The sequence below is a fragment of the Streptomyces yatensis genome, assembly GCF_018069625.1.
Taxonomy (GTDB): Bacteria; Actinomycetota; Actinomycetes; order Streptomycetales; family Streptomycetaceae; genus Streptomyces; species Streptomyces yatensis.
Window position 1 is genome coordinate 5,577,446 of sequence record NZ_CP072941.1, and the last position, 20,384, is coordinate 5,597,829.

Consider the following 20,384-nt stretch of genomic DNA (forward strand, 5'->3'; position numbering starts at 1 on the left):
CACTACCCACCTCCCTTGAGGACGGCACCCTGCAGTTCGCGGATGCTGAATTCATCGCGCCGGCAGTGCGCCAGCGAGGGCATGACCGCGGCCAGTGGCGCGACCAGCACGTTGTAGTGGCTTCCGATGCGGTCGCATACGGCGACCGCCGTCGCGGCGTCCCACACCGCGGCCCAGAAGGCCCAGTCGTGTCTCTGGTGGTTCCGCGCGGTGTCCAGGGCGGCCCGGCGCGCCACCGAGGCGGCGACCAGGATGCGGTACCGCTCCTCGGGCGTGGTGGTGCGATGGACCACTGCCCAGCCCTCGGCGCGGGTCTGGCTGGACGTCTGCTTCCACAGATCGGCCACCCGGTCGATTTCCTCCGGGGAGAGGTCCTCGATATGGGTCAGGAATTGTAGGACTCTTCGTGAGTTAGGGCCGAAAACTACGCTCATAGGACACTCCAGGACGCATGGTACATCTATGGAACTGGTGAGCCGCCCTACGGCCGCCGGCGGCCGGCCGCTCCCTGGAACGTGGGCCCGCCTTTCGGCCGCTTTCGCCGTCCGGCACGGACCGGCCCACGTTCTTCCTCGGTGCCGATCGCCGTCCTAATCTCCGCGTCCCTGGGACATGTTGATGCTCGCCTTCGCGACGCCACCGCTCTTCTGGCCGATGAGCTGGAAGGCGACACCGCTCTCGTCCGCCGGGGTGATCTTGTACGAGCCCACGGCCGACGCCTTGCCCCGGCTGTCCACCTGGAAGGTCCCGATCTTGCGCTGGCCCTTCGAGCCCGACCCGGCGTAGGCGTTCACCGTCTCGCCCGGGGCGAACCCGGCGACATAGAAGCTGAGCGTGGTGCCCGCCCTGCCGCCGAAGGCGCTGGGCTCGGCGGACGGGGTGTACGGCAGCACGGTGAAGCCCGAGCGGACCACGGCCCGGCTCTGGTCGCCGATCGCCATCAGCGTCTGCCGCCCCTTGAGGCCGAACGGCACGTTGAACGCCACGTCGCGGATCTGCCCCATGGCGTTCGCCTGGGCGGTGAAGGCCGGCAGGCCGCCGGTGGAGTTGATGTAGACCAGCACCCGCTCGCCGGGCGCGAACTTGTTGGCGGACAGCGTGATCCGCTGGCCGGCCTTGAGCGCGTACGGCTTGGACTTCATCGAGGGGTACATGGCCAGCATCTGGAACGGCGCGGTGGCCGTGGTCTTGCTGCGCTTGCCCACCAGGACCAGGGTGCTGGAGCCGGTCGGGGCCACCCCCACCTTGATCGCCGCCTGGCCGACGCCGCCGCTGCTGTCGGTGTGCAGCGTGGTCACGGGGGTGCCGGTGGTCCGTCCCCAGAAGACGTCGATCGTCTCCCCCGGGCGGAAGCCGCGGGCGGTGACCGTCACCACGTCACCGGGGCGGCCGACCAGCTTGTTGATCTTCGCGGTGCCGACGGCGCCACCGGTGATCACCTTGGCCTCGGCCGCCTTGGTGCTGCCGCGCTGCTGGGCGACCAGGGTCGCGGGCCGGTTGCCCGCGCTCTCGGGCATGGTGAACCGGGCGTAGATCGATCCGAACCGGTCCGAGCGCACACTGCCGATGGCGCGGCCCTTGGTGTCCGACTTCCGGACCTTGAGCAGGATGTCCACCGTGGCCTTCTTGTCGAAGCCACCGCCCTCGACCGCGGCGCTGCCGCCGGGGTTCACCAGACCCGGGTTGATCACGATGATCGGCCCGGACGCCTGGGGGACCCGCTGGTTGCCCAGCTTGATGGTCTTGGGCTGCTTGGGCGGGCGTATCTCCTGCTCCTGCCGGGAGTGCTCCTTCTTCGGGGCGCCCCCGCCCCCGCCACCGGTGGTGTTCAGGGCGCCTCCGAAGCCGCCGCGCGCGACCACCTGGACGAGCGATCCGACGATCGCGAAGACCACGAGAGCCAGCAGGACGGTTTTCCAGGAGAGCTTTTTCTTCTTGTCACCGTCGGGGGTGTTCCCCTCGCCGAGGGTGTTCTCCTCGTCGGGGATTTCCTCCTCCTCGAGGATGTCCTCCTCGTCGGGGACGTCCTCGTCCTCGAGGATTTCCTCCTCGTTCTCGGGATCATCCCTGTCCTCCGGAACATCCCAGTCGTCGTCGTACTCAGGCATGGCCTTCACCTCCTCTTCCCATGGCTACTGCACACGGTAGATTTCCAGCTTGATATTGCCCCGGGTCTCCGACCAGACGCGGGTGGAATTTCGCAGCGCCTGGAGAATCCAGTTCTCTCGGCCGTCGCCATTGTTGAGCATCATGGATCTGCGCATCTTGTTCGACATGATGATGTAGTCCACGTACTGCCATTTCTTCCTGAAGAGCTTGTCGCGGACATCCGGGTCGGACGAGGCGTTCCAGTGGGAATGCGCGTACGGGTAGAACGGGCGCACATCGTGCAGTTCACCCCACAGGTCGTCGTCCATGATGATGCGCGAATTCGGTGGTACGTGCTTGCGCACCCAGGCGATCTGGGCATGCTGCATTCCGGTGAGATTGATCTTCGACTGGTACTGGTCGGCGATCTGCGTATGGCCCTCGGTATTGGTGTGGACGAGATATCCGGAGGCCGGTGACGCCAGGAGCAGAATGGCCACGAACGACGGCACGGCGACCCGGGTCGCAGAATGCGCGCCGCGCATGAATCGATTGGTGAAGGAGCCCTTGAGCAGCCGGTCCGCCACCATGCCGATGTTGAGCGCGAACATCGGGATCAGCGGGGTGACGTAGAAGTCCAGCACCACGCTGCCGCGCACCAGATAGAAGGCGTATCCGAAGGCCAGCGTCCCGGCGACCAGAAAGCCCAGGTTGCGCTTGCGGTCCCGCACGCCGACCCACAGACAGATCACCATCGCGCACACCCCGGCGATCAGCAGCAACTTGTCCCGGACCAGCCAGCTCGTCTGCAACAGCCCGGTGTGGCTGAAGAGCGTGCCCTGGTTGCGGTTGAGCTGCCACCACAGGGTGTAGAGCAACGAGACGTGGTCCGCGGGTGGATTGTTGAGGTCGAAGTCGAAACCGCTCGGCAGCAGCTCGTTCTTGAGCAGGGCGTAGGTCACATAGGCGCCGATCGGGCTGAGCGCGGCGAACGGCCAGAGGGCCCTGGTGAACCGATGGCTGGGCGATCCCTTGATTCTTCGGTAGAGCAAATACATGAAGGTCGGCACGAAGAAGATCGCGTTCTCCTTGGTGATCAGGGCGATCCCCAGCGCCACCCCGCCGCCGAACACCGATCTGATCGTGACTTCACGGCGGAGCAGCATGAACAGGCTCAGCAACAGCCAGAAGATCATCAGGTTGTCCAGCAGGACCTGCCGCTGGAAGTAGACCGCGATGGGCGAGACGTTGAAGAGGAACGAGGTGACGGTGGCGGCCAGCACACTGCCGGACAGCCGCCGGGCGATCTCGAACAACAGATAGACGCTGCCGACATGCACCAGCAGCATCAGAAACCGTCCGGTGTTGATCGCGTTCCCGAAGGTCTCGAACTGCTTCGGCAGCGGAAAGGCCCAGCCGGCCAGGGTGATCCAGCCCAGCGGGGCGTGGTCGTAGTCGTAGGTGTACGGGGACAGGCTGGTCTCCCGCAGCACCGACCACGCCCGCTGCATATAGATGCCCTCGTCGGTGAGGTAGAGGGGATAGCGGAACAGGTGGTAGCCGTGGGTGAGCAGCCCGGTCAGCAGGGAGGCGACCAGGGCGATTCTGCCCTTGCTCCCAAGCGGCGGGAACCAGCCGCGCTCCACGGAGAACCGCGGGCGGCGGTGCGGACCTCGCGCGGGGGCTTTGGTGCTCTTGGCTGTTGGGGTGGTCCTGGCTGTGGCGTTCTTGTTCGCTGCGGTCTTCTTGCTTGTCGCGGTGGTCTTGGCTGTTGTGGCGTTCTTGTTCGCCGCGGTCTTCTTGCTTGTCGCGGTGGTCTTGGCTGTCGTGGTGCTCTTGTTCGCGGTGGCCTTCCTGCCCGGCGCGGTGCTCTTCCTCGCCGCGGTCTTCCGGTCTTCCGCGTCGGCGGCCGTCGGCCGCGAGGGCGTGGGGTTATCCGACACGCGACTCCGCCTCCTCGGTGGTGGCCCGGTGGGCGCCTACGTGCTGTGTCTTCTCCCAGTCGTGGCGGCCGAGCATCTCGCGCCGCATGGCCCGCAGCGCGGCGTACGCGAGGACCATCTGGAAGGGGAACCAGGCGACGGCCATGCGCAGGACGGCCTTCGGCGAGGCTTCGAGGCCGTGGGCGTTGGTGAACTCGTACAGACCGACCGCCTGGACCAGAAAGTGCGCGGCCAGCAGGAGTACGGGCAGATAGGAGACGAGCGCGATCAGCACCGGCACCTTGAGGATCAGGATCATGCCGAGCGAGATCGGCAGATAGATGCCGAGCAGCGCCTGTCCGCGCGGGAACGCTAGGACGTAGACGGCGAGCCAGCGCTGTTTGCGCGTCGGCATCTTCTTCCAGGTGCCCTTCTTCAGGGTCTGCATGAAGCCCTGGCTCCAGCGGGTGCGCTGCCGGATGAAGTGGCCGAGGGTGGGCGGGGTTTCCTCCTTGGTCACATACCGGTCGTCGTAGACGACGCGCACCCGCTCGCCCATGGCGGATATCCGCAGGCCCATATCGGCGTCCTCGGTGAGGTTGCGGTCGTCCCAGCCGCCGAGCCGCAGCAGCAGCTCACGGGCGAAGAAGACGGTGTTGCCGCCGAGCGGGATCGAGCCGTAGTGGGCGTGGTAGTGCAGCCGGCTCTTGAACCAGAAGAAGTACTCCAGGACGTTGAGCGTCGAGTACCAGTTGGACTCGTAGTTCATCAGCTGCACACCGGCCTGGACCACCTTGACCTTCTCCTGGACCATCACGGTGTTCACCATGCTGAAGATCTCCGGGTGGATGTCGTCCTCCGCGTCGAAGATCGTCACCACCTCGTTGGCGGTGTGCGGAAGGGCCGTGTTGAGGCCGTGCGGTTTGTTGATCGGCTTGTCGTCGAACACCACGACCCGCACGTTGCGCAGCCCTTTCCGCTGCAGTTCGTCGATCTTCTCCTCGGCCTTTTTGATCGTGCCGTCGTCGTCCTGTGAGCAGATCACGAAGACCTCCAGCAGTTCGGCCGGATAGTTGGCCCGCACCACGCGCTCGATGGTGCTCTGGATGACGTCTTCCTCATGCCGGGCGGGCAGCAGGACACTGAAGGAGATCTGGGGCGGCAGGAATTCATCCGGTGCCCTGGCCTTCCGTTCGGCATCCGCCCGGTCCCAGGTGTAGAGCATGAGGTAGAGGACGTGGGCCGACTGCACGGTGAGCAGAATCGAGACCACGATCAGCACCAGGTAGATGATGGCGACAATCATCGGCTCCGCCTCCCCCAGACCCAGCCGGTACTCGACGCGAAGTTGACCGCGAAAGCCGCCGCGATGCCGAGGCAATTCGCCAGCAGCAGATGCGTTCCGCCGCGCACCAGTGACCAGACGATGAGCACATTGACCCCGAGTCCGCCCAGGACCGAGACATTGAACTTGATGAATCGCCGCAGGGACGGGGTGCCGACCGCGAAGGTCCATCGGTCGTTCAGCAGATAGTTATGCACCACGGCCAGTTCCACCGCTATCGCCGACGCCGCCAGGAGCGGAAGTCCGACCCAGTGATAGAGAACGAAGAGGACCACCGTGTTCACGAGCACACCGCCCCCGCCGACGACCGCGAACCGAAGGGCCAGCCCGGGCATACCGGCCATCGGGTTCCGGACCGGGCGTACTCGCGAGAGTATTCCGGTCCGCTTACGGGCGTTGCCGGCGGAGGTATCCGCCTCTTCGTCCGGCTCTCCGGTGCGCTCGCTGAACGTTCGGAAACGCTGCATCGCGACTCCCTCGGCAGGAGGCTCTTATCGCCGTTGACCCAAGAGTGCGTCACCCGAAAAGGAGGTAGTACCCGCGACCGGGGGAGCGGGTGGTACACCTTCGGCGGACCCCTCGGCTCCCCCGTATTGGGGAGAGCCGGGTCCCGGCCATCCCGACCGGTCCCCCAAAGAAGGGACGGGTGGCTCACCCTCTCGCGGGTGTCAGTACCTGCGGGGGATGCCCAAGATGAAATGGGCCCGACGGCCTTGCGTCCCGTGCGAAGAGAGTAGGTGACGTAATGTCAGGTCACGTGATGTCACGCCATCCATTCGCCGGCCGGGCCGGAGCGGTCATCGCAGCGATGACGCTCGCACTGGCCACGCCGGCTGCGGCAAGTGGTTCCCATTCCGGTGGGCTGCACGATTCCGAATGGGCGCTGACGGCGCTCAAAGCGGAACGCGCCTGGAAAATCAGTAAAGGGGCCGGAGTGACCGTGGCGGTCATCGGCACCGGGGTCGACGCGACACATCCGGATCTGCGCGGGCGCGTGGTCCGCGGAAAGGATTTCGCGGGCGGCACCGGCGGCTTCGGCACCCGGGACGGCGGAAAGGCGGCGGAGCAGTCCACCCATGCCGCCGGAATCATCGCCGGCACCGGCCGCAATTACCGCGGCGACGGGGTGTACGGCCTCGCGCCCCAGGCCAAGGTGATGCCGCTCGGCGTCTACCGCGACGGAAAGGCCCAGCCCGACCCCACCGCGAAGGCCATACGCCACGCGGTCGGCCAGGGCGCCCGCGTCATCGATCTGGCCGTCTCCTTCAAGCGTCCGACCCCCGCGCTGCGGTCCGCGGTGAAGTACGCGGTCGACAAGGACGCCGTGATCGTGGCCGGCGCGGGCGACAACGGCAAGGAGGGCAACAAGCCCACCTACCCGGCCGCCCTCCCCGGGGTGGTCGCCGTGGTGGCCACCGACAAGAAGGGCGCCGTCTGGACCTCCTCCCACCACGGTGGGAAGACCCTCCTGGCCGCCCCCGGCGTCTCCATCCTCACCACCTCCGGCAACAACGACTACTGGACCGGCGACGGCACCGGCTTCGCGGCGCCCTGGGTCGCGGCGGGCGCCGCGCTGCTGCGCTCGGAGCACCCCCGCTGGAACGCCAACCAGGTCGTCCAGAAGCTGATCGACACCGCCGACCGCAAGGGCTCCGCGGGCCATGACCCGCGCTATGGATACGGGGTGATCGCCCCGGCCAAGGCGCTGGCGGACCGGGCCGCGCCACCGGCCTCCGCCGAGCTCTCCGCCCCGCGCCGCCATCCGGCCGCCACCCCGGCCGCCGCCGACAAAACCGACGGGGATGAATCCGCCCTGGTCACGATAGGGGTGGTGGCCGGAGTCCTGGTGGTGCTCGCGGTGCTGGCGGTGGTGCTCATCAGCCGCCGCAGGCCCCCGCCCGACAACTCCCACAACGGCTGAGGCCGGGCTGGACTCGCCATGATCACGAAACTCTGCGGACGCGTCCGCCGCCCCCGCCCGCCGGCCGGCGGACGTAAGCCCAGGTGGGCGGGGCGGGGCATCGCCCAGCTGATCGTGATGGTGCTGGTGGTCGAGGTGGTGATGGCGGCCACCACCGTGCAGGCCCTGTTCGTGGGCCCGGTGCGGCAGCCGAACGGCAAGCCGTCACTCCCCGTGGCCAAGCCGTTCTTCCCGGCGACGACCCGCTTCTACACCGACCCCCACAACCCGGCCGCGACCTGGGTGCGGGACCATCCGCACGACCGGCGGGCGGCGGCCATCGGCAAGCGGATCGCCGCCGAGCCCCAGGCCGCCTGGCTCACCGAGACCAATGAATCCCTGGTCGAGGAGCGGACCCGCGCCCTGGTCCGCACCGCCGCCGCACAGCGAAGGCTGCCGGTGCTGGTCCCGTACACCATCCCGCAGCGCGACTGCCAGCAGCTGAGCTCCGGCGGCGCCGGGGACGCGGCGGCCTACGGGCGCTGGAGCGAGGCGCTGGCCCGGGGGATAGGGGACGGGCGCGCCATCGTCATCCTGGAACCGGACGCGCTGGCCCATATGAGCTGTCTCAAGCGGCGGCAGCAGGCGGAGCGGTTCGCGGCTCTGTCGTACGCAGCGCGGGCGTTCCAGCGCGGGGCGCCACGGGCCCGGGTCTACTACGACGCCGGGAACTCCGGATGGCAGCCCGCGCGCACCATGGCCGATCGGCTGCGGCGGGCCGGTATAGAGCGGTACGGGGACGGGATAGCGGTCAACGTCTCCAACTTCAACGCCACCGCCGACGAGGTGCGCTACGGACTCTCCGTGATCAGGGAGCTGCGGCGGCCCCGGCTGGGGGTCGTGGTGGACACCAGCCGCAATGGGGCGGGGCCCACGCGCAAGCACAGCTTCTGCGATCCGCCGGGCCGCAAGCTGGGCAGGCCCCCCACCGCCGCCACCGGCATCCCCGGCATCGACGCCTTCCTGTGGGTCAAGCAGCCGGGGCAGGCGGACGGCTGTGCCGCCGGTGCGGGCATGTTCCTCCCCGGGTACGCCTACCGGCTGACGCGCTGAGTCGCGGGCCCCCTGGCCCCTCTGCTCCCCTCCCCGCTGACCTCCTCAAAGGCGCCGGTCACCCCGTGACCGGCGCCTTTCGTATGCCCTGAGCACCCCGCACCGCCCCCCCATATCGGACATAACCCCCATAAAACGGCCGAATTCTCCTACCTCAATTGAGGTAGGCGGAATTCGGTCGTTTGGTGTGCCCGGAATTCCTGCAATTGAGGTACGCAGATTTCAGTCAGCCGTACGGCGATTCGGGCCCCGGTCAGTCCCTAATGTCGGTGAGCGAAAGGACAAGCCACGAAGGAGCTCCCATCGATGCACAGAGTTCTCGTCGTGGAGCACCACCCACTGGTGTTGAGTGCTCTCGCCGATCTCGTTGTCGAGGAGCCCGGACTGGAGCTATCCGGAATTGCAGGGTCGGTCCGAGAAGCAATTTCTCTGGCCAATCACATGCAGCCGGATGTGGTGCTGATCGACGTGGATGAGCCCAGCTGGCAAACGCAGCGGCTGGTCCGCCTGATCGGCGAACTCCTACCGTCCGCGCGGATTGTCCGGCTGACCGCAGTCTCCGACCCGCAGATGGAATGTCTGGAATCTCCGACGAACAACCCCAGCATCCTCAAGACCGCAGTACCCGAATTCCTCAGGAGCATCACCGAATGAATTCCCCCATGGACCAGAACAACGCCCCGACCACCGAGACCAAGCGCACGCCGCGCTCGCAGCGTCTCCGCTTCGGTATCGCCGCGGCCGTCGTCGCTGCTGCTGCCGTGGGTGGCACTGTCACCGCTTTCGCGGTGAACAACACCGATGGCCAGTCGGCCACCACCACCTCCGCCGCCGGGGCCAAGGCCACCGGTGCGGGCGCCGAGGGCCCGCTGTCCACGAAGAAGAGCGAGATCGTGGACGCGAACGGCAAGAAGGTCGTCCTGACCGGTGTGAACTGGTTCGGTTTCGAGACCGGCACCTACGCGCCGCACGGCCTGTGGACCCGTAACTGGGAGTCCATGCTGGACCAGATGGCCAAGCAGGGCTTCAACACGATGCGTCTGCCGTACTCGAACGAGATGTTCAAGTCGTCGGCCAAGCCCAACGGCATCGACTGGCACAAGAACCCCGATCTGAAGGGCCTCACCCCCCAGCAGATCATGGACAAGATCGTGAAGGGTGCCACCGACCGCGGCATCCGCGTGATCCTGGACCAGCACCGTCCGGACCAGTACGGCCAGAGTGAGCTGTGGTACTCCCAGAGCCTCACCGAGAAGCAGTGGCTGGACGACTGGGTCAAGCTGGCCAAGCGCTACCAGAACAACGACCGGGTGATCGGCGCCGACCTCCACAATGAGCCGCGTGGCCAGGCCACGTGGGGCGACGGCAACCCGAAGACCGACTGGCAGCTGGCGGCCACCAAGGCCGGTAACGCCATCCACAAGGTCAACAAGGACTGGCTGATCTTCGTCGAGGGTACGGACCGCCACAAGAACGAGCAGTTCTGGTGGGGCGGTGACCTCCAGGGTGTGAAGAAGCACCCGGTGAAGCTCAAGGAGCCGAACAAGGTCGTCTACTCGGCCCACGACTACGGTCCGGGCGTCTACAACCAGAACTGGTTCATGGCGAAGGACTTCCCGAAGAACATGCCGGCCATCTGGGACAAGCACTGGGCGTACATCAAGAAGCAGAACATCGCCCCGCTGCTGATGGGTGAGTTCGGTGGTAAGAAGACCGCCGGTAAGAGCTCCGAGGCCGTGTGGCAGAACGCCCTGATGGACTACCTCAAGAAGCACCAGATCAGCTACACCTACTGGACCTGGAACCCGGACTCGGGTGACACCGGCGGTGTGCTGAAGAACGACTGGAAGACCATCGACCAGAACAAGATGAAGATGCTGTCCAAGTACCAGACGCCTCTGCTGGAGGCGAAGAAGGGGAAGTAATCGTCGGAGTGACCCCTTCGGTACACCGCCGATGACCACCTGGAGGTCATGGGCAGTGGGCAGCAGCGAGGGCCCGCAGGCAGCCGCCTGCGGGCCCTCGTCTTTTTCCCGGCCGGAAGGGAAGCGCGGCGGACCCCCGACGGGTTTCCCTCCCGGGCCGCGGACCGCGCCCGCGGACCGGCCCCCACCCCCAGGGAGGCCGATGATGAAGCCCCATCCGGCGACCGGCCGGCTGTTCTTCCCCCTGATCGCGCTCGTCGTGATCGTGGCCGATCAGCTCAGCAAGGCGATGGCGCTGGCCGCCTGGAGCGGCACCGCCGGGCCACAGGCCCGGTTCGGCCCGTTCTGCGCGCTGCTGGTCCGCAACACCGGGGTCGCCTTCGGCCTGGGCCACAGCCGGCCCGCGCTGATCGTCGTGATCACGCTCGCGGGCGCGGTGGCCACGCTGGGTGCGGCCGGCGCGGGGCTGCGGGTCCGCGGCCGGGGCGCGGCGCTGGGGCTGGGGCTGATCGCCGGGGGAGCGATGGGGAACGGCGCCGACCGGATGATCCGGTCGCCGGGCCCGCTGCGCGGCGCCGTCATCGACTGGATCACGCTGGACGCCCGCGGGCCGGTGTTCAACCTCGCCGATGTGGCCCTGATCACCGGGACCCTGCTCACCGCGGCCCTGCTGCTGCGCAGAACCTCGCGCGAACGGGCCGTCGCGCTGCCCGGCGGGGGCGTGGGGCCCGACCCGATCGTCAGCCTCCGGCCTTGTGCACCGCGCCCTGATCCGCGTCCCGATCCGGCCCCGGCGCCCTCCCTGGGACCGGCTCCGGCTCCGCCTCCGTCGGCACCGTCCCGGGCACCGTCTCCGCCCCCGGGACCGGCTGCGGCGGCGCCGCCTCCGTCCCCGGCACATGACTCTCCCGGTCCGCGAGGACTGCCGCGAAGTCCCTGAGCCGGTCCAGCACGATCTCATCGGTCGTCCCGTGGGCGGCCAGCGCCTCGCTGATCCGCTGGTAGACGGCGAGCTCACGGGCGCAGCGGTGGCACTCGGCCACATGGGTCCGCACCCGGGCCGCGGCCGGCGCCTCCAGTTCGCCGTCCAGATACGACTGGAGCATCGGCGCGCCCAGGGGACACCGTGTGGTCCGGAGCCGTCCGGTGGTCTGTGTGGTCCGCCACCATGTCCATCTGCTCATGCGCCACCTCGCTCCGATTCCGCTCCCGCGTCCAGCAGCTGGTTCCGGATCCGCTTGCGCGCCCGGTGCAGCCTGCTCATCACCGTCCCCTTGGGGACGTCCAGCACCTGTGCGGCCTCCGCGTACGACAGTCCGTCCACATGCACCAGCCGCACCACCTGCTGGTCCCGCAGCGGAAGCGCCGTGAACGCGGCGTCCACGGCCTCGTCGAACGTCGTGTCGACCACCAGTTCCTCCGGTGTCGCGTCCCGGGCCGGGACCAGCCGCTCCAGTTCCGTATCCGGATCGTCGAGCAGCCGGGGCCGGCGCTGGCGGCGCCGGCTGACCTCCGCATGCCGCATGATCGTCAGCAGCCAGGCCCGTGGATGTCTCCCGTCAAAACGGCCGACTGCCCGGTACGCCCGTAGTAACGTGTCCTGCACGAGATCCTCGGCGTCGGCTCGCTGGGTGGTCAGTGACATGGCCACGCGCAGCAGCACCTCGACCTCGGGCAGCACATACTGAGCGAACATGCGCTGCTGATGGGCGTCCGGGTCAGCCACGGGGGTGCCTCCTCGGATCCGGACCCCCCGGGACGCGAAGCACGACATATCACACTCTGTGTAACATCTCGCTCACCGCGCCGCACGGGATGATCGGCGATCCGAGTGGCGGATCGGACGTTCCGGCGGACCAGGCGTCGACGTGGCTCAGCCGCGGCTCAGACGTTCAGGGAGACCAGGCGCTTTCCCTCGGCCGTACGGACCTCGAAGCGTTCGATGTCGGCACGCTTCATGCCCGCGCCGCCGTGGGCCCACAGCGGATCTCTCGCCTCCGCCTTGGGGCTGTCCTCGATCCCGTACCCCCATTCGGGCACGGACCAGGTCATCATCGTCTGCTCGTGGCCGTCCTTGGAGATCGCGATCAGGCTGCAGTCCAGGGGGCCCTTGAGGTTCTTCAGCCGCAGCACGGCGTCGGTGCCCCACATCTTGTCCTCCAGCGCGACCGCCGCGTTCACCTTGGTGTCCGGGTCGGTGCCCTGCACCTTGTCGGGCATCCCCGAGAAGAGGGCGCTCTCGCTGGGGGCGGCCGTCACGGAGCTGTCCGAACCGCCGGAGGTGACCGCGATCGTGCCGACCGGGCCGCCGACGATCAGGACGGCCGCCGCCGCGACCAGGTACAGCCCGCGCCGCCGCCGCTTGGCGCGGGATACGGCCACCTCGCCGACCATGCGCTGGAGCAGCGCCGGGCCGGGGCGCGCGGTGAGGGTCTCGATGGCGTTGGGGGTGGCGCTGAAGGTATGTGGCGTGTGGCCGGTGAGCTGGGTCCGCCCGGGGCTGCCGTGGATCCCGGGGATGTCGGCCGCCAGATCGGCCAGCAGGGGCTCCAGTCCGGTCAGCTCGTCGAGCTGCCGTCCGCACTGGTCGCAGCCGGCCAGATGCTCCTCGAAGTAGGTGGCCTCCGCCTCGTCGAGCACGCCGAGCACATACGCGCCAACGGCGTCATGTCCCGAGTGGTGCGTCTGCGCTGTCATGCCGTTACTCCTCTCTCCTCGAGCGCGAGCTTCATCGAGCGCAGCGCGTAGAAGACCCGGGACCGTACCGTCCCGCTGGGTATGCCGAGGGTCTGGGCCGCCTCGTTGACGGTCCGGCCCTTGAAGTAGGTCTCGACCAGCACCTCGCGATGGGCGTCGCTGAGGTCCTGCATCGCGTCGGTCAGGGTCATGAGCCGCAGTGCACGGTCGATCTCGTCCTCCGCGGGCATGAGTTCCAACGGGGAGGGGTCGACCTCCTGCGGCCGGGCCTGCCGGCTGCGGTGTCCGTCGATCACGATCCGGCGGGCGACCGTGACCAGCCAGGGCCGGATGGAGCCGGTGGCCCGGGACAGCTGGTCGGCGTTCCGCCAGGCGCGCACCAGGGTTTCCTGGACGACGTCCTCGGCGCGGTGACGGTCGCCCGCGACCAGCCGCAGGACGAACGCGAGCAACGGCCCGGCGTGCTCCTGGTAGAGCGCGCGCATGAGGTGCTCGTCCGGCGTACCACGCCGGGATCTTGACGGACGCTCATCGGCCACGGCGGCGTCGTCGTGCACCTGAACCTCCAGGACCTGACCTGAGTTGGACATCTACGGACGCTCCCGGTCTGAGCCCCGGGGGGGATCGGCGGCCATGTCGGCCTCTTCCCCCTTCACTACGCACGGGGGGAGGCAGCCGCTCAACGCGTCGCGAAGAAATTCCGATCAGGGGCCAGGGGCCCGGCGGGCCAGGGGACGGTCCGGGTGCGGGGGCGGGGCGGTCAGGAGACCATCGCGTCCAGCAGCAGGGGCTGCACCTTGCCGTCGAGCATCGCGCCGAGCCCCTCGACCGCGCAGACGTCGGGGTGGTCGGCGATGTTCAGCGGCATCCCGGTGGCCTCCCGCAGCATCGTGTCGAACCCGGGCAGTACCGCGCTGCCGCCGGCCAGCATGATGCCGCGGTCGGCGAGGTCGGCCACCAGATCGGGCGGACAGCGGCGCAGCACCGTGCCGATGGCGTCCAGCACTCCGGTGAGCGGGGTGCGGATGGCGCTCCGTACGCTCCCGACGTCGATCCGTACGGTCCGGGCGAGCCCGGTGGCCACGTCCCGGCCGTGCACCTCGGTGCCGGGCACGGCCGCTGCGCCGTCCGCGCCGTGCTTGAGCAGCAGCTGCAGGGGGCGGACGGCCTGGCTGGGCAGCATCAGCGCGTGCTCGTTGCGCAGGTACTGGACGACCGCGTGGTCCACGGTCTCCCCGCCCACCGGCACCCGCTCGGCGGCCACGATCGAGCCCAGCGAAAGGACCGCGACCTGGGTGGTGGCCGCGCCGCACACCACGATCATCGTCGCCTCGGGCCGTTCCACCGGCAGACCGCAGCCCACGGCGGCGGCGATCAGGGTGTCCACCAGCTCCACCCGCTTGGCGCCGATACCGGTGAGCGTCTCCACGGCGGCGCGCTGGGCGAGCGGGTCGGCGTCGTGCTGCACACAGACGGCGGCGCTCACCAGCGGGCGGCGCCGCCACGCCCGCCGCAGCTTGTTGCCCAGCAGCAGCCGCAGCATCCGCTGGGCCATCTCGATGTCGACGACGGTGCCGTTGGAGACCGGCCGTACGACGCGGATGTGCTCGGGCGTCCGCCCGGTCATCCGCTCGGCCAGCGCGCCGACCGCGATCAGCCCGCCGGTGTGGGTGTTCACGGCGGCGACGGTCGGCTCGTCGACGATGAGCCCGGTACGCCGGAGGTAGACACGCGTTCTGGCCGCGCCGAGGTCGACGGCGATGGAGCAGCGGCGCAGTGCCTCGAGGCTGATGGTCATGGCAGGTCTCCCCTGTGGGCGGCGTGGCGGGCCGCCGCCCGGCGGCCCTCCGCTCTCATCGTGTGGGGACGATCAGGGCCGCTGCCTGCGGGGCTGAGCCGGTCGGGGGAGCGACTGCCCCCTGGGCCCGGTGCGGTGGCTCTTCGCGGACCCGCGCCGCCCGGTACGGCGCGCCGCCCGGTTACGGCGGGACCGCCGGGGCCGCCCCCGCATCGGGTGCCGTGTGCCGTGTGCCGTGTGCCGTGTGCCGGGTGCCGGATGCCGGATGCTCCGGTGCATCGGATGCCGGGTGCCGGGTGCCCCGGTGCACCGGATGCCGGCACCGGGCGTCAGCCGCTGCTGTCGCTGCCGGGAAGCTCCACCGCACCGGACCCGGGCCGCCTACTTCGCGTCCGCGTAGCACTCCACCGCGGCCATGGTCAGGGGAAACCGCACCGGTGTCGCTCCGAAGGCGATCCGCCCGGCCGTCTCGCCCGCCTCGGCGATCGCCTCCCGGACCGCGTCGGCCTCCTCCTGGGGGCAGTGCACGATCACCTCGTCGTGCTGGAAGAAGACGATCTCCGCGCGCAGCCCGGCCCCGGTCAGCGACCGCCGCAGCGCGGCGAGCATCAGCAGGGCCCAGTCGGCGGCGCTGCCCTGCACCACGAAGTTCCGGGTGAACCGGCCCCGCGCGCGGGCGCTCGCCGTGCTGCCGTACGACGGCTCCTCCTGCTCCCGCGGCAGCCCCGCCTCGTCGGCCGCCTCCTCGGCGCCGCCCACGGGCGGGCAGGTGCGGCCCAGCCAGGTGCGCACCAGCCGGCCCTCCTCGCCCGCGCGGGCCGCGTCGTCCACATACGCCACCGCCGCCGGGAAGCGCCGCCGCAGGGCGGCGAGATGCTTCAGGCCGTCGCCGGAGGTCTGGCCGTACACCGCGCCCAGCAGCGCCAGCTTGGCCAGCTCGCGGCGGCCGGAGAAGGCGCGGTCGGACAGCGTCGCGTACAGATCCCGGCCGCTGCCCGCGACCTCCATCAGCCCGGGGTCGCGGGAGATCGCGGCGAGCACCCGGGGCTCCATCTGGTCGGCGTCGGCCACCACCAGCCGCCATCCCGGATCGGCCACCACCGCGCGCCGCACCACCTTGGGGATCTGCAGCGCCCCGCCGCCGTTCGTCGTCCAGCGGCCGGAGACGGTGCCGCCGGGCAGGTACTCCGGGCGGAAGCGGCCCTCGCGCACCCAGGACTGGAGCCAGGCCCAGCCATGGGCGGTGTGCAGCCGGTACAGCTTCTTGTAGCGCAGCAGCGGCTCCACGGCGGGGTGGTCGATCCGCTCGAGCTCCCAGGCGCGGGTCGAGCCGAGCGCGATGCCCGCACGGGCGAACGCCTTGACGACCTCGGCGGGCAGATCGGGCCGGACCCGGGTGCCGAAGGCGCGCGAGACCTCGTCGGCCAGCTCGACCAGGCGCTGCGGCTCCAGACCGCCCGGATAGCGCTCGCCGAGCAGCTCGTCCAGCAGCTCCCGGTGGCGGTCGGCGCTCCAGGGCACCCCGGCCCGCCGCATCTCGGCGGCGATCAGCATCCCGGCCGACTCGGCGGTGGTGAGCAGCCGCATCCGGTCCGGGTGCTCGGCCGCCTCCGTACGGACCAGCTGCTCCGCGTAGACCGCCAGCAGCGCCTCCAGCGGATCGGCGCCCGGCGGCAGCGGCGGCGGACCGGGCTCGAACAGCGACGGCTGGCCTCCGGCCGCCCGGGGCGGCGGATCCTCGGGGACGGGCAGCCCGTGCAGCCGGGCCCAGGCGGCGGCGAGCGAACGCGGTGCGCCCGAGCGCCCCTCATGGCCGAGGAGCAGCGCCTCGGCCGCCTCGATGTCATAGGCCCGCTCGACCCGGACGCCGGCGACCAGCAGCCGCGGATAGACCTCGGCGGTGGACCGCCACACCCACCGGTCGGCCTCGGGGCGGGATCGCACGGCCTCCGCGATCCCGCCCTGGGCCGCCGTGACCTCCACTACCGGCCCGGCGGCCTTTCCCCGCGGGTCGAGCGGGCAGAGACGAACACCCCCGTCGCCCGTCTCCGCCGCCGCCCACCTCATGCCCGTGAGTCTTTCAGGGGGGTCTGACAACGCCCCGACAACGAGGCCCGCTCAACCCCGAGGGGGACCCGGACGTCATACATGACGACTGCTCTTCTTCACTCCGGGCAGAAGATGCCGGTGTCGGGTGATCATGCAGATACGCATGGTGCACGTGCATCTGCCTGTGCATCTACCTGCGCATACGCAGATGCATTTGCCCATGCGTTTGCAAAGGAACGCAGCTATGATCCGAGACAGTTGACAGCTGCACGCATGCACGAACAGTGGAGAAGCCCTGTGCGCGACCACCCCTACAACGGCATGGCGGCCGCGGACCTCCAGGGGGTCGTCTGGCAGAAGAGCAGACACAGCAACTCCCAGGGTTCCTGTGTCGAGTTCGCCAAACTGCCCGGTGGGAACGTGGCTGTCCGCAACTCCCGGTTCCCCGACGGACCGGCGCTGATCTACACCCCGGCCGAGGTCGAGGCGATGCTGCTCGGCGCCAAGGACGGCGAGTTCGACCACCTTGCGCGCGATTCGGCCGGTCTGGGCTGATCGCCGCGGACGCGCGACACTGGTAGTGGCGAGCGGGGGCACCCGACTGATGTGAGACGGCGATGAGCGGCTCGGTCCGGGTCGGACGCGTACTCGGGGTTCCACTGCGGATGCACTGGAGCGTCCCGGTGCTGATCGTCCTGCTCGCTTACGGGCTGGGCCGCGAGACGCTGCCCGCGTGGACCCCCGGCCGCACCGGCACCGTCTACGCCCTCGCCAGCGTCGTCGGCGCCGTGCTGCTGATGGGCAGCCTGCTGCTGCACGAGGCCGCGCACGCGGTCGCCGCCCGCCGTAAGGGCGTCTCGGTGGAGGACGTGACGCTCTGGGCGCTGGGCGGCATGACCAAGATGGGACGGCCCCGCACCGCCGGGGTCGCGTTCTGGGTGGCCGTCGTCGGACCGCTCACCAGCCTGGTCATCGGCGGTGCCGCCCTCGGCGTGGGGATCGGGGTGCACGCGCTCACCGGATGGGGCGTGCCGACCGCCGTCCTGATCTGGCTGGGCTGGGCCAATCTGCTGCTGGGCGTCTTCAATCTGCTGCCGGCCTCGCCGCTGGACGGCGGCCGGGTGGTGCAGGCCGCGGTCTGGTGGCGCACCGGGGACCGGGAGCGGGCCGACCGGGCGGCGGGGCGCAGCGGCCAGATCCTCGGCGTGGCGCTCATCGCCCTCGGCTGGATCTCCTTCCTGCGCGGGAACACCGGCGGGCTGTGGCTCTCGCTCATCGGCCTCTTCATGGTGATCATCGCCAACGCGGAGCGGCAGCGGGCCGGGGTCAACACGGCGCTGCGCGGGGTGCGGGTGGCGGACGCGATGTCGGCGCCGGTCGCCGCCGGGGCGGACTGGCTGACCGTGGGACGGTTCATCGACGACGTGGCGGCCCACTCCCGGCATTCGGTGATGCCGGTGCTGGACTTCGAGGGACAGCCCAGCGGGGCCGTCCAGCTGCGCGCGCTCGCGGCGGTGCCGACGGAGGCGCGGGAGACCCAGCGGGTGCGCGATGTGGCCACGCCGCTGTCGCGGTGCACCGTGGCCGAGCCCGGTGAGCTGCTGAGCGAGGTGCTGGAGCGGGCGCGTCCGGGCGGCGGCGGTATGCCGGTGCTGGTGGTGGACCACGGGCAGCTGGAGGGGATCGTCACGATGCACGATGTGAACCGGCTCTTCCAGCTGCACGGCCTGGGCATCACCACGGCCCCGCCGGAGTCCACCCGCCCGTGACCGCTGATGCGGAAGGGGCGCTCAGGGGCAGGAGAGGCTCACGCCGGGGGGATATGGAAGACGGCCCAGACGATCTTGCCGCGCGGGGTGCCCGGCAGCGGCTCCCAGCCCCAGCCGTCCGTGAAGGACTCCACGAGATGGAGCCCGCGCCCGGATTCCTCGCCGCAGCCCGCCTCGCCGGCCACCGGGCCCACCTCGCTGGGGTCCCGTACGGCGCACACCAGCCGTGAGGGGCCGCGCATCAGATGGAGCCGCACCGGACGCTCCGGCTCGGCGGCCGTCGCCGCGGTGCCGGGCAGGGCGTGCCGGAGCGCGTTGGTGACCAGTTCGGAGACGACGAGCGCCACTTCGTCGAGGAGTTCGGGGATGTTCCACTGCCGCAGGGTGGAGCCGGTGAACTGCCGGGCCCCCTTGACCGCCTCGAAGCGGGCGGGAAGCGCGCAGGAGACGGATCCGGAGACGGCGGCGGGATCGATCGCGGTAAGCCCTTGCCACAAGGGTTCCAGCAGGGCCGAACCTTCGCTCCCCATGCGAGCACTCCTGCATCCGTGGCCGTGACGAACTCTGGCCAGATTTCGTACCAGCTAGCACGTGCGCACAGCCTATGGTTCCGAATGCGCACGTCAGATGCAAGGGCAAATGCACGTGCACGCACATCAGTTGGTCCGGTCCGATCACTTTTAGTCGGATATCTGACTCCGTACACTGACGTACAACCTCGGGCTGAGTAACGACATGCCTACAGCGCGGAGCCCGAACAGTGGCAGACTTCACCCTCAGAGGCTGCGGGGGCGCCGTTCGCAAGGATGCTTTCCGTACAGGGAGGACCGCGGAAATGGCCGCAGGCGAGTCGAGTGGATCGGTGGTGCGCCGTATCCTCCTGGGCTCTCAGCTCAGACGGTTGCGCGAGGCCCGCGGCATCACCCGCGAGGCGGCGGGCTATTCGATCCGGGCCTCCGAATCCAAGATCAGCCGCATGGAGTTGGGCCGGGTGAGCTTCAAGGCGCGGGACATCGAGGATCTGCTCACGCTGTACGGGGTCACCGACGACGCGGAGCGCACGGCACTGCTCGGACTCGTCCGCGAGGCCAATGTGGCCGGGTGGTGGCACAGTTACGGCGATGTGCTGCCCGGCTGGTTCCAGACCTATGTCGGCCTGGAGGGCGCCGCCTCCCATATCGGCTGCTACGAGGTCCAGTTCGTGCACGGTCTGCTGCAGACCGAGGGCTACGCCCATGCCGTGGTCACCCGGGGCCAGCCCCAGGCGTGCACCGAGGAGGTCGAGCGGCGGGTGGCGCTGCGCCTGGAGCGGCAGAAGCTGCTGGTCTCCGAGCGGGCCCCGGCGGTCCATGTGGTGCTGGACGAGGCCGCGCTGCACCGCCCCTACGGCGGGCGCGGCGTGATGTCGGCCCAGCTGCGCCATCTGATCGCGGTCTCCGAGTATCGGCATGTGACGCTCCAGGTGATGCCGTTCGCCTTCGGCGGGCACGCGGGGGAGAGCGGGGCGTTCACCCGGCTGCGCTTCCCGGAGTCCGACCTCCCCGACATCGTCTATCTGGAACAGCTCACCAGCGCGCTCTATCTGGACAAGCGCGATGAGGTCGCCCAGTACGAGCGGGTGTTGGAGCGGCTCAGCGCGGACAGCCTCTCCCCGGAGAAGAGCCGGGATTTGCTCCGAGGGCTCCTTCACGACGCCTGACTCGTCAGTAGGATGACGTTCTGTCAGGAATACCCCCCACACATGCGCGGGTGTCGGTGCCCGGCACCGCGTCCCGCAG

19 protein-coding genes and 1 pseudogene are annotated in these 20,384 nt (G+C 69.5%); 8 read left to right on the top strand and 12 right to left on the bottom strand.

Going from position 1 to position 20,384, the window contains the following annotated elements; translation table 11 throughout:
- Positions 1 to 2: 2 nt before the first annotated feature.
- From J8403_RS23445 to J8403_RS23465, 5 genes are all read right to left on the bottom strand, one after another.
- On the bottom strand, positions 3 to 434 hold the full coding sequence (locus J8403_RS23445) for a hypothetical protein (RefSeq protein ID WP_093462896.1): 432 nt from the start codon (positions 432 to 434) through the stop codon (positions 3 to 5).
- Between the two features lie 156 nt (positions 435 to 590).
- Complete coding sequence (locus J8403_RS23450; protein ID WP_211124870.1) at positions 591 to 2,108, bottom strand: hypothetical protein; 1,518 nt, start codon at positions 2,106 to 2,108, stop codon at positions 591 to 593.
- 24 nt (positions 2,109 to 2,132) lie between these two features.
- A complete protein-coding gene (locus J8403_RS23455; protein WP_211124871.1) occupies positions 2,133 to 4,031 on the bottom strand; it encodes a glycosyltransferase family 39 protein in 1,899 nt (632 codons plus the stop codon).
- Complete coding sequence (locus J8403_RS23460; RefSeq protein ID WP_211124872.1) at positions 4,021 to 5,316, bottom strand: glycosyltransferase; 1,296 nt, start codon at positions 5,314 to 5,316, stop codon at positions 4,021 to 4,023. The genes J8403_RS23455 and J8403_RS23460 overlap by 11 nt, the downstream gene beginning before the upstream one ends.
- Positions 5,313 to 5,822, bottom strand: coding sequence for a GtrA family protein (locus J8403_RS23465; RefSeq protein WP_211124873.1), 510 nt, complete (start codon positions 5,820 to 5,822; stop codon positions 5,313 to 5,315). Before J8403_RS23465 ends, J8403_RS23460 begins: the two co-directional genes overlap by 4 nt.
- Positions 5,823 to 6,289: 467 nt before the next feature.
- Between J8403_RS23465 and J8403_RS23470 the strand changes: the two genes are divergently transcribed.
- The 5 genes from J8403_RS23470 (at position 6,290) to J8403_RS23490 (ending at position 11,233) form a co-directional block, all read left to right on the top strand.
- Positions 6,290 to 7,276, top strand: coding sequence for a S8 family serine peptidase (locus J8403_RS23470; protein WP_246585949.1), 987 nt, complete (start codon positions 6,290 to 6,292; stop codon positions 7,274 to 7,276).
- A gap of 18 nt (positions 7,277 to 7,294) precedes the next feature.
- Positions 7,295 to 8,368 (top strand): glycoside hydrolase family 6 protein, encoded by a 1,074-nt coding sequence (locus J8403_RS23475; protein WP_211124875.1) that lies wholly within the window; start codon positions 7,295 to 7,297, stop codon positions 8,366 to 8,368.
- 306 nt (positions 8,369 to 8,674) lie between these two features.
- On the top strand, positions 8,675 to 9,022 hold the full coding sequence (locus J8403_RS23480; protein ID WP_211124876.1) for a response regulator: 348 nt from the start codon (positions 8,675 to 8,677) through the stop codon (positions 9,020 to 9,022).
- Entirely contained in the window at positions 9,019 to 10,293 is a 1,275-nt protein-coding gene (locus J8403_RS23485; RefSeq protein ID WP_211124877.1) for a glycoside hydrolase family 5 protein, read from the top strand. Before J8403_RS23480 ends, J8403_RS23485 begins: the two co-directional genes overlap by 4 nt.
- A 205-nt stretch (positions 10,294 to 10,498) precedes the next feature.
- A complete protein-coding gene (locus J8403_RS23490) occupies positions 10,499 to 11,233 on the top strand; it encodes a signal peptidase II (protein WP_211124878.1) in 735 nt (244 codons plus the stop codon).
- A gap of 91 nt (positions 11,234 to 11,324) precedes the next feature.
- Here the strand turns inward: J8403_RS23490 and J8403_RS44765 are convergent.
- From J8403_RS44765 to J8403_RS23515, 6 genes and pseudogenes are all read right to left on the bottom strand, one after another.
- Positions 11,325 to 11,477 (bottom strand): annotated as a pseudogene (locus J8403_RS44765) (zf-HC2 domain-containing protein); the annotation flags it as partial.
- On the bottom strand, positions 11,474 to 12,019 hold the full coding sequence (locus J8403_RS23495; RefSeq protein WP_211124879.1) for an RNA polymerase sigma factor: 546 nt from the start codon (positions 12,017 to 12,019) through the stop codon (positions 11,474 to 11,476). The gene J8403_RS23495 and the pseudogene J8403_RS44765, both read right to left, overlap by 4 nt.
- 158 nt (positions 12,020 to 12,177) lie before the next feature.
- Positions 12,178 to 12,990, bottom strand: coding sequence for a zf-HC2 domain-containing protein (locus tag J8403_RS23500; protein WP_211124880.1), 813 nt, complete (start codon positions 12,988 to 12,990; stop codon positions 12,178 to 12,180).
- Positions 12,987 to 13,580, bottom strand: a complete 594-nt coding sequence (locus tag J8403_RS23505; protein WP_059142437.1) for a sigma-70 family RNA polymerase sigma factor — start codon at positions 13,578 to 13,580, stop codon at positions 12,987 to 12,989. Before J8403_RS23505 ends, J8403_RS23500 begins: the two co-directional genes overlap by 4 nt.
- A 170-nt stretch (positions 13,581 to 13,750) precedes the next feature.
- Positions 13,751 to 14,788, bottom strand: a complete 1,038-nt coding sequence (locus J8403_RS23510; protein ID WP_211124881.1) for a rod shape-determining protein — start codon at positions 14,786 to 14,788, stop codon at positions 13,751 to 13,753.
- Between the two features lie 381 nt (positions 14,789 to 15,169).
- Positions 15,170 to 16,855, bottom strand: coding sequence for a bifunctional 3'-5' exonuclease/DNA polymerase (locus tag J8403_RS23515; protein ID WP_211124882.1), 1,686 nt, complete (start codon positions 16,853 to 16,855; stop codon positions 15,170 to 15,172).
- A gap of 255 nt (positions 16,856 to 17,110) precedes the next feature.
- On the opposite strand from J8403_RS23515, the gene J8403_RS23520 reads away from it, so the two are divergent.
- Both J8403_RS23520 and J8403_RS23525 read left to right on the top strand, forming a co-directional pair.
- Positions 17,111 to 17,392, top strand: coding sequence for a DUF397 domain-containing protein (locus tag J8403_RS23520; RefSeq protein WP_211124883.1), 282 nt, complete (start codon positions 17,111 to 17,113; stop codon positions 17,390 to 17,392).
- 62 nt (positions 17,393 to 17,454) lie between these two features.
- On the top strand, positions 17,455 to 18,606 hold the full coding sequence (locus J8403_RS23525) for a site-2 protease family protein (protein ID WP_211124884.1): 1,152 nt from the start codon (positions 17,455 to 17,457) through the stop codon (positions 18,604 to 18,606).
- Between the two features lie 38 nt (positions 18,607 to 18,644).
- On the opposite strand, the gene J8403_RS23530 is transcribed toward J8403_RS23525, so the two are convergent.
- Positions 18,645 to 19,136: an ATP-binding protein gene (locus J8403_RS23530; protein ID WP_211124885.1), complete on the bottom strand. Its 492-nt coding sequence runs from the start codon at positions 19,134 to 19,136 to the stop codon at positions 18,645 to 18,647.
- Positions 19,137 to 19,441: 305 nt separating this feature from the next.
- Between J8403_RS23530 and J8403_RS23535 the strand changes: the two genes are divergently transcribed.
- Positions 19,442 to 20,305 (top strand): helix-turn-helix domain-containing protein, encoded by an 864-nt coding sequence (locus tag J8403_RS23535; RefSeq protein ID WP_211124886.1) that lies wholly within the window; start codon positions 19,442 to 19,444, stop codon positions 20,303 to 20,305.
- The last annotated feature ends 79 nt before the right edge of the window (positions 20,306 to 20,384 follow it).